Annotated in this window: 7 protein-coding genes; all 7 read right to left on the bottom strand. The window is 30.3% G+C overall.

From position 1 onward, the window contains the following. Nucleotides 1-209: 209 nt before the first annotated feature. Entirely contained in the window at nucleotides 210-1,979 is a 1,770-nt protein-coding gene (locus tag HCG76_RS18410; RefSeq protein ID WP_221701720.1) for a glycoside hydrolase family 3 protein, read from the bottom strand. A gap of 139 nt (nucleotides 1,980-2,118) precedes the next feature. Continuing rightward, nucleotides 2,119-3,513, bottom strand: a complete 1,395-nt coding sequence (locus HCG76_RS18405) for an MFS transporter (RefSeq protein WP_221701719.1) — start codon at nucleotides 3,511-3,513, stop codon at nucleotides 2,119-2,121. 115 nt (nucleotides 3,514-3,628) lie between these two features. Continuing rightward, nucleotides 3,629-5,026 (bottom strand): glucuronate isomerase, encoded by a 1,398-nt coding sequence (gene uxaC, locus HCG76_RS18400; protein ID WP_221701718.1) that lies wholly within the window; start codon nucleotides 5,024-5,026, stop codon nucleotides 3,629-3,631. Nucleotides 5,027-5,045: 19 nt separating this feature from the next. Beyond that, nucleotides 5,046-6,098 (bottom strand): mannonate dehydratase, encoded by a 1,053-nt coding sequence (gene uxuA / locus HCG76_RS18395; protein ID WP_195988291.1) that lies wholly within the window; start codon nucleotides 6,096-6,098, stop codon nucleotides 5,046-5,048. A gap of 91 nt (nucleotides 6,099-6,189) precedes the next feature. Continuing rightward, on the bottom strand, nucleotides 6,190-6,798 hold the full coding sequence (gene eda, locus HCG76_RS18390) for a bifunctional 4-hydroxy-2-oxoglutarate aldolase/2-dehydro-3-deoxy-phosphogluconate aldolase (RefSeq protein WP_221701717.1): 609 nt from the start codon (nucleotides 6,796-6,798) through the stop codon (nucleotides 6,190-6,192). 14 nt (nucleotides 6,799-6,812) lie between these two features. Continuing rightward, nucleotides 6,813-7,664: an SDR family oxidoreductase gene (locus HCG76_RS18385; protein WP_221701716.1), complete on the bottom strand. Its 852-nt coding sequence runs from the start codon at nucleotides 7,662-7,664 to the stop codon at nucleotides 6,813-6,815. Between the two features lie 204 nt (nucleotides 7,665-7,868). Then, nucleotides 7,869-8,558, bottom strand: coding sequence for a GntR family transcriptional regulator (locus tag HCG76_RS18380; RefSeq protein ID WP_221701715.1), 690 nt, complete (start codon nucleotides 8,556-8,558; stop codon nucleotides 7,869-7,871). Nucleotides 8,559-8,773 lie beyond the last annotated feature (215 nt).

The raw sequence follows: 8,773 nt of genomic DNA, 5'->3' as shown, positions 1-8,773 counted from the left end.
TAGTGGTTCCCACTACCAAGCCCACAACGGACTTTCACCGTCAAGTTGTTACCCATGCTGGGCGCACAACAAAAAAGCATTTTCTTAATAAAGAAGAAAATGCTTTTTATCTATTATTCGTTTTCTCTATAATATTTTAAATGTGTAGTTGGAATTGTAATAGTTATTTAATAATTTTTTATTTTATTTAATAATTTTTTTAAATTTTATTAGTATCTAGTATCTCCAAGCCCACAGAATGCATCTACTGGGCTAACTCCCTTAAATTCTGAACGTCCCATCATTTTGTCAACTAAAGCTTTAAGCGTATAATCTTTACTATCATAAGTATTTATATAAGTCTTAACTTGTGGTACGTCAGCTAAGTGGAATGGGCATTGTACTGAAACAAAGATAGTAGGTATTTCATTTACATAGAATGGAATATCTGGAGTACCTTTGCTTGGTGGCCATTGAAGACGTTGGTCAACACTTGCCCCTACATCAGCTACATTTATAATTAAATCATATTTTGAAGTTAACTCAGAAATTGGACGCTTACCAGCATAAACATTTCCAAGAGCAGCTCCCATTTCTTCCTTTGGTAATTTCATAATTTTATCTATTGGTGATTCGTATATTTCTACTTGGAATCCTTCTTGATCTAATAATTCTTTAATTATATCAACAGGTCCTTTTTGTGGTCCTTGCATAAGTGCTATAAATTTACCAAATCCACCGTCAAAACCTTTAGCATTTACAAGTAATACTTTTTTAGTCTTTTCTGGTGAAATCGGGAATATTTCTTCATTATTTTTAACTAAAGTTATTCCCTTATCAGCTATTTCTAAAGCTGCCTTTTTATTTTCTTCTAATCCAATCTTAGCCATAGCTTGTTCTTTTGGTTGTAATATTTCATTCTTAGCTTTCTTGTGTAATCCTAAAGAAGCTTTTAAACCTAATATTCTACTTAATGCATCATGAAGTCTTTCTTCAGTTATAACTCCATTTTTATATCCTTCCATCATCCATTGGAAATCTTCATCTGGATCATTGAAGAATAAGAATAAGTCACTACCTGCTGCGATTGCAGTTGGTAACATATCTTTACGTTTCATAGCTGAAGTCATAGCAACCATATGAGATGCATCAGTTACAACTAATCCATTGAATCCCATTTGACCTTTTAATAAATCTGTTAATACATATTTACTTAAAGTTGCAGGCATGTTCATTTCTTGAACTGTAGCTTCTGGATTAAAGTGTTTTACGTATTCTGGTAAAGCAATATGTCCAGCCATTATTGATGGTAGACCTGCTTCAATTAACCCAGAGTATACTTTTCCGAAAGTATCATTCCATTCTTCAACAGATAAAGTATTAGGAGCAAATGATAAATGTTGATCTCTTTCATCTATACCATCTCCAGGGAAATGCTTAGCAGCTGGTAAAATTCCTGACTCCATTATTCCTCTCATGTATTCTAAAGATAACTCTAAAGTTTGGTCAACATCAGCAGACCAAGTTCTAGTAGATATTATTGGGTTTCTCCAGTTTCTGTTTATATCAACGATTGGTGCAAAGCTCCAGTTACATCCTATAGCAGCTGCTTCAACACCTGATATTCTTCCTAGTTCATAAGCGTAATGTGGATCTTGAGTTGCGGCAACTTTTACCTCCATCCCTACATATGTACCATCTGTACATGCTCCATTTCCACCCATCTCTGTATTAGCTGCTATTAATAGTGGAATTTTAGAATTTTCTTGTAATATTCTATTTTGTTCATATACTTCTTCAGCCTTAGCTGGATTATAACGAACAGCTCCTATATGATAACTATCTAAAATACTTTTTAAATAATCTTCTTCACGACTTGCTCCCATATTTACAAATAGTTGTCCTATTTTTTCTTCCATTGTCATATTTGCAATTGTATCTTCTACCCATTTTATTGATTCTTCATCAAGATTATAAGGTTTTAATTTTAAATTTACCATCTTTAATTCCTCCATTATTATCTTTAATTTACTTCGGAATACTAGTATACCTGTAGAGGTATACTAGCCTCTTGCTTTTTCTTATAAAATATATTTTTTAATGTATAACTTAATTTTTTATATTTTAATAAACTATTTGCTATACTGCTTCCCTAACTTTTATTAACGCATTATTCATTTCAATAACTTTCTTTTTAGAAAGGTTATATACAAATATTAAAATTAACGCAGTTACAACATATCCTATTGCAGCTCCACCAAGAGCTATATTTTTAATACCTAATCCAACTGCTGCACTTTGCTCTGCAACTCCTGATTGGTATCCTAGTATAGATAATGCAAATCCACCAATTCCACCAGATATAGCTTGTGCTAATTTTCTTGCTAATGAATATGAAGAGTAAACTGTTCCTTCATTTCTTTCTCCAGTAATGTATTCTTGATAATCAATAGCATCACCAACTAATGCCCATATTATTGTGTTTATTAACCCTGTTCCTAATCCAGCTATAAAAGATAATCCAATATAAACTGGTGCTGTTAAGTTTGGTATGAATAACATTCCCACATAAACTATTGTTGGTATTATAGCTCCTACAACTGCAGTTTCTTTCTTTCCTAACTTTTTAACAATCGCCCCTGCAAAAGGAATAACTACAAAGCTAGCAAGCATACCAACCATTCCACCAAGTGTTGTTAAACCTGGTGCCTTGAAATAATCCTTAAATAAGTAAACATTTAATGTATTAACTGTTAACATACCTGCCATCATAGCAAATGAAGCTAAAGCTACTCCTATGAAAGCTCTATTTTTTACTAATCCCTTTAAGGTTTGACCCATGCTCTTTTTGCTTTTATTAGCTTGGTGAACAATTCTTTCTCTTGTTAGTCTAAAATTTAAGAAAAATGATATAGAAGAAATTATTGCAAGTATTACTGCACAAATTATAAATCCTTCAGCAGTTACTGCTCCTTGAGCATTAAAAATTATCTTTGGAACAATTAACATTACTAGAAGATTTGCTCCAATAGATCCAATATTTCTAAATGTTGATAATGAAGTTCTTTCATTTGGATCACTACTCATTACTGATGCTAATGAACCATAAGGTATATTAACTGCTGTATATAACATACCAAATAAAATATATGTTACATAAGCATAAGGTAACTTCATACCTTCTGGTAATCCTGGAATTGCAGTAAATGCTAGTATTCCAACTATAACCATAGGTAAACCAAACTTAACAACATACGGTCTAAACTTACCATGTCTTGTAACTCCTACCTTATCAACTAAAACTCCCATTATAGGATCATTTATAGCATCCCATATTCTAGCTACAACAAATAATGTTCCAACTGCCGCAGCCCCAATTCCTAAAACATCTGTATAGAAAACCATTAAATAACTACTTACAAATGCAAAAAATGCTGCACAACCAAAATCTCCTAATGCATAACCTATTTTATCTCCAGTATTAAACGATTTCACTTGTTCTTCTTTTTTGCTTATTAAATCAAGAAATCTCATTTTCCAATCCTCCCAAAACATTTTTCTCGTATACATTTACATTAAATATAAAATATTATTTTATATTTAAAGGGAATTTTAATATACTCATATTCCCTTTAAATATTACTTTTAATTATTTAAAATATTTCTCAGAATTTTTATAACAAATGTTTTCAACAATCTCCCCTAATATTTCTTCATCCCAAGGATATTGACCACATTCCACTAAATTACCTAAATAGTTACATAATATTCTTCTAAAATACTCATGTCTTGTGTATGATAAGAAACTTCTTGAATCTGTTACCATACCAACAAATTGACTTATAAGTCCAAGTTGTGATAACGCCATCATTTGTCTTTCCATACCATCCTTTTGATCATTAAACCACCATCCTGATCCAAACTGTACTTTACCTGATATATTTCCACCTTGGAAATTACCAATCATAGTACCAATAACTTCATTATCCTTTGGATTTAGGCAATATAAAATAGTTTTTGGAAGATTATCTTCCTTGTCTAATTCATCTAGTATTCTTGAAATTGAATAAGCTATTTCTCCATCATCAATACTATCGAAACCAGCATCTGCACCAACCTTATTAAACATTCTTGTATTATTATTTCTTAATGCACCTATATGTAATTGCATTACCATTTTTCTCTCAGAATACATTTTTCCTAAAGCTATTAATAATGCCACCGAATATTTTGATGCTTCTTCATTAGTTATATACTGACTGTTTAAAGCTTTAATAAATATTTCGTTAATTTCTTCACATGAAAAAGTATAAAAAACAACCCTCTCTAAACTATGGTCCGTAATCATACATCCATTTTCATAAAAATAATCTAATCTTATTTCTAATGCTTTCTTTAAATCATCAAAAGATTTAATTTCAATATTACTAACTTCAGCTAACTTATCTATATAATCTTTAAATCCTTCATTTTGTATCTTCATTGCCTTTTCAGGTCTAAAACTTGGATTAACAGAACATTTAAAGTTGCTATCTTCTTTTACTTCCTTATGATATTTTAAATCATCTATAGGATCATCAGTAGTTCCAATATAAACTACATTAGCCATTTCAATTAACTTTTTAGCCGTTAATTCATTTTCTTCTATAGCCTTATTACATTTTTCCCATATAATATCAGCCGTTCTTTCACTTAAGGTTTCTTCTACTCCAAAGAATCTTTTAAGCTCCAAATGAGACCAATGATAAATAGGATTTCCAATTAAATATGGCATCATTTTTGCAAACTGATAAAATTTATCATAATCACTTGCATTTCCTGTTATGTATTCTTCATCTATACCAAAGCTTCTCATAGCTCTCCACTTATAGTGGTCATGGTATAGCCACATTTCAGTTAAATTCTTAAACTTATGATCTGTAGCTATTTCCATAGGAACTAGGTGACAGTGATAATCAAACACTGGCACCTTTGAAGCATAATTATGGTATAAAACCTTTGCTACTTCATTTTCTAGTAAAAAGTCTTTATCCATAAAATTCTTCATTTCATTATCCCCTTATAAATTAATTTTTATTATTCTTTTTAATTGCCTCAATTAATCCATTTATATAAACTGCACCTAATGCTCTATCATATAAACCATATCCTGGTCTACCAGTTTCACCCCATATCATTCTTCCATGGTCTGGTCTGTATGGTCCTTGGAAATCGTAATCGCAGTATGCTTTTACTATTTCATAGAAATCTAATGAACCTGCTTCTGATAAGTGAGCAACTTCATTAAAACTACTCTCACCAGTTATTTTTACATTTCTAAGGTGAGCAAAGTGTATTCTATTTCTTTCCTTACCAAAATAATTAACCATTTCAACCATATCGTTAACCTTTGTACATCCTAAAGATCCTGTACATAAAGTCACTCCATGATATGGACTATCATATAAATCAATAAATCTCTTTAAGTTTTCAAAATTAGTTATAATTCTTGGTAATCCAAATATTCCCCATGGTGGATCATCCGGATGTATTGCCATTTTCATTCTTACTTCGTCAGCAACTTTCATTATTTGTTGAATAAAGTAATTTAAATTATTCCATAAAGCTTCTTCATCAATATCTTTGTATTGTTCTAATAAAGCTTTTAATCCACCTTCACCATAAGATGTATCCCATCCTGGTAACTCTAATTCACCTAAAGCTGGATCCATTTTCTTAACTTGCTCTTCATCATATATTAAACATGTAGAACCATCTTCTAATTTATAATTTAAATCTGATCTTGTCCAATCGAATACTGGCATAAAGTTGTAGCATATTGTATCTACCCCTGCTTCTGCTAAGTTTCTGATTGTTTGTATATAATTTGCTATATATTTATCTCTTGTTGGTAAACCAAGTTTTATATCTTCATGTACCGGTACACTTTCTATTACTGAAAGCTTTAAACCATGACTTTCAATTTCTTTTTTTAATTCTAAAATTCTTTCTAATGGCCATACTTCTCCAACTGGAATATCATATATCGCCGTAACTATTCCCTTCATTCCAGGTATTTGCTTGATGTATTCAATTTTAACTGGATCATCTTTTCCATACCATCTGAATGTCATTTCCATGATTTTATCCTCCCTTTATTAAGTAAATTTCCTTTTTTAACTTCCCAATATACCTTTACAAATACTAGTATACCAGTGTTGTTAAAAAAATTTAACTGTTAATTTTGTCCATCTTTTTCATAAAAGCTTTAGCTGTATTTTCTATATCTTCAAGAGATCCTTTTATTAATGAGCTTCCAACTCCAACGCAAGAAACTCCATTTGCAAACCACTCTTCAATATTATCTACTGAAACTCCACCAGTTGGCATTATTTCAACGTTTGGAATAGGTGCCTTTATTGCTTTTACATATTTTGCACCAAAAGCATCTCCTGGGAATAATTTAATCATTTTATTTCCAGCATCCATAGCTTTCATTATTTCACCTACTGTCATACAGCCTGGTAAATAAAGAACATTCATTTCCTTACATACCTTATTAACTTCTTCACTATATCCTGGACTTACAACATACTTTGCCCCAGCCTCAATTGCGTCGGAAGCCATTTTAGCATTTAAAACGCTTCCAACTCCAATTAATGCTTCTTCATGTGAACTATACTCTTTTATAAGTTCACATACATTTGGTATTGTATAAGTAAGTTCCAATGATTTAATTCCACCTCTTAAGCAAGCTTCCATGTAACCTCTAGCTTCTTCATGACTTTTACCTCTAACTACAGCTACAATTCCATTTGCCTTTAATTCATTTAAAATCATTTTCCCTTGTCCTCCTATACTCCTGAATAAGCAGAAAATGCTCCATCTACTGGAATAACTACTCCATTTACAAAGCCTGATGCTTCTTCAGATACTAAGTATAATAATGTTCCTATTAATTCATCAGCTTCACCGAATCTTTTCATAGGTGTACTATTTAATATCTTTTCAGTTCTTGCTGTTGGTGTTCCATCTTCATTAAATAATAATTTTTGATTTTGGGCTGTTACAAAGAATCCTGGTGCTATTGCATTAACTCTAACTCCAACCTTTGACATATGTACTGCAAGCCATTGAGTAAAGTTGCTTACTGCTGCTTTTGCTCCTGAATATGCAGGTATCTTTGTAAGTGGTGTAAATGCATTCATTGATGATATATTAATTATTGTTGCACCATCTTTATTTAACATATCTTTACTAAATTCTTGTGATGGAAGTAATGTTCCTAAGAAATTTAAATTAAATACGAATTCTACTCCCTTTGGATCTAAATCAAAAAATGTTGTTAGTTCTTCATTTTCTAAATCTTCTATTTCTAAGTATTCTTTAGTTGTAGTACCTTTTGGATGGTTTCCTCCAGCTCCATTTATTAATATGTCGACTGGTCCCAACTCTTTATTAATTATTTCATGAGCCTTTTTTAAGCTTTCTTTATCTAAAACATTAGCATCAATACCGATTGCTATTCCGCCTTTTTCATTTATCTCTTTTGCCTTGTTGTCACAAGCTTCTTGTCCTAATGCTAATATTGCAACCTTTGCTCCACATTCTGCAAGTGCATCTGCCATCGCTCCGCACAGTATTCCTGTTCCACCTGTTACAACACAAACTTTATCTTTTAAATCAATATTAAATGGTAATTTCATTTTCCATTCCTCCTTGCAACTACTATACTTGTATACTAGCATATTAATATATGAATTACAATAACTTTTTTGAAAACATTTAATTTTTTTCTATAATAAAAAGTCATATAATATTAAATTTAATACTATATGACTTTTACCTATATTATACTTTTTAATTTTTCTTAATAAACTTATTATTTTATTAATATAATATATCATTTTTTAATATACTATATATTTAGATATTTCAGACTCTTCTTTTATTAATTTCTTCCATTGTCCAACTGGCTCTTTTATATGATGTGATACAACTTCATCAATAATATTACTATCTTTATTTTTTATAATATCTAAATACGTTATATGTTGATCTACTAAAAACTCTTTATTTAGTTTCATTTCTGCTAATAATCTCATTCTATTATAATGAGTACTTATGTTACAAATAGATTCCCATACATTAGACTTATTTATTCCAACAAACAATAGTCTATGGTACTCCTTATCTAAATTATGAAACTCTATCAAGTTATCACCCTTTTGTGCAATTAGCTTTTGTGCAAATAAACATTTTTCCATTTCCATTAATATATCATCAGAAAAATTCTCACAAGCTTCTTTTAGCGCTTCTTTTTCTAAATTATATCTAATAAAAATAGCCTCTTCTATTAAATTCCAATCTATTAATGAAACATAAGTCCCCGCTTGTGGCTTAACCTCTATTAATTTTTCAGCCTTAAGCTTTATTAACACTTCTCTTATAGGTGTTCTTGATACATTTAATTTTTTAGCTAAATCAGATTCACTTAATAGTTCACCTGGCTTTAACTCTAAGCACATAATATTATCTTTTAATACTCTATACACATAATCCTTACCATTTTCCTTATCTAATTTGTCATAAAGAATCAATTTAAATTACCCCCTAATAATATTTATCTAAAAATCTTAAATTTGAACTCTAGTACACTAGTATACTACATTATAACATAAAAAAAATTAGGTATACAATGTATACCTAACTTAAAAATAAAATATTAATATTTTATTTTTTCAGTTTGTTGAAAAACCCCCTGTTTAAAAACAGAGGGTTTTTCTATTATTAGTTGTGGATAAAATTTAAAATT

The sequence above is a fragment of the Clostridium sp. K13 genome, from assembly GCF_019734195.1.
Classification (GTDB): Bacteria; Bacillota; Clostridia; order Clostridiales; family Clostridiaceae; genus Clostridium.
This window is presented reverse-complemented; position numbering and strand designations above follow the sequence as displayed.

Coding starts and splice junctions, on each gene's coding strand:
- eda (WP_221701717.1), bottom strand. CDS start 6,798: ATGATTTTAAATGAATTAAAGGCAAATGGAATTGTAGCTGTAGTTAGA.
- uxaC (WP_221701718.1), bottom strand. CDS start 5,026: ATGAAGAATTTTATGGATAAAGACTTTTTACTAGAAAATGAAGTAGCA.
- HCG76_RS18405 (WP_221701719.1), bottom strand. CDS start 3,513: ATGAGATTTCTTGATTTAATAAGCAAAAAAGAAGAACAAGTGAAATCG.
- HCG76_RS18385 (WP_221701716.1), bottom strand. CDS start 7,664: ATGAAATTACCATTTAATATTGATTTAAAAGATAAAGTTTGTGTTGTA.
- uxuA (WP_195988291.1), bottom strand. CDS start 6,098: ATGGAAATGACATTCAGATGGTATGGAAAAGATGATCCAGTTAAAATT.
- HCG76_RS18410 (WP_221701720.1), bottom strand. CDS start 1,979: ATGGTAAATTTAAAATTAAAACCTTATAATCTTGATGAAGAATCAATA.